Origin of the sequence: Prevotella sp. SGI.167 (genome assembly GCF_050313615.1) — a bacterium.
GTDB lineage: Bacteria > Bacteroidota > Bacteroidia > Bacteroidales > Bacteroidaceae > Prevotella.
The window spans coordinates 1-582 of record NZ_JBNPLT010000122.1 but is presented as its reverse complement, the minus strand read 5'-3'; the positions used below and the strand labels follow the sequence as shown (position 1 = coordinate 582).

General features: G+C 46.0%; 1 protein-coding gene. It reads left to right on the top strand.

Going from position 1 to position 582, the window contains the following annotated elements; genetic code table 11:
* Positions 1 to 582, top strand: a 582-nt coding sequence (locus tag ACQRBJ_RS16160; protein ID WP_445304249.1) for a DEAD/DEAH box helicase, incomplete at both ends; no start/stop codon positions are given.

Below are 582 nucleotides of genomic sequence, written 5' to 3'. Positions count from 1 at the left end.
TTGTCGGCTGGCGCATTCAATGTTCCTATCAAGGCGGTGTCGATACAATGGTTGGCTAAACACTATGACGAGATAGAGGAAGAACCGGGGATGATAGTGATTGACGAGGCGCACCATGCGCTTGCCAAGACCTATAAGGAGATGTGGGAGAGATTCCCGAATGCTAAGTTCCTGGGACTGACGGCTACTCCTTGCCGATTGAACGGTAAGGGTTTTACTGATCTGTTTGATGTCTTGGTGCAGTCGTGGAGTGTTCCTGAATTTATCAGTAAGGGAAGATTGGCAACATACGATTTCGTGAGCATCAAATCAGATGGTGTAACGCAACGGCTCATCGACTCCTTGCAGAAGCGAGGAGCAGATGGTGACTACCAAAACAAGGAAATGGATATGCTGCTGAATAAGAAACCGAGTATCGAAAGGCTCTATCAGAGCTTGGAAGAATTTGGTAAAGACAGAAAGGGCATCGTCTATGCTATCAATATTTCTCATGCCAATGCTATTGCCGAGTTCTACAGAGAACACGGCATAGCGGCTGTTGCTATTGACAGTAAAACGCCAAGTTCTTTACGAAAAGAACTA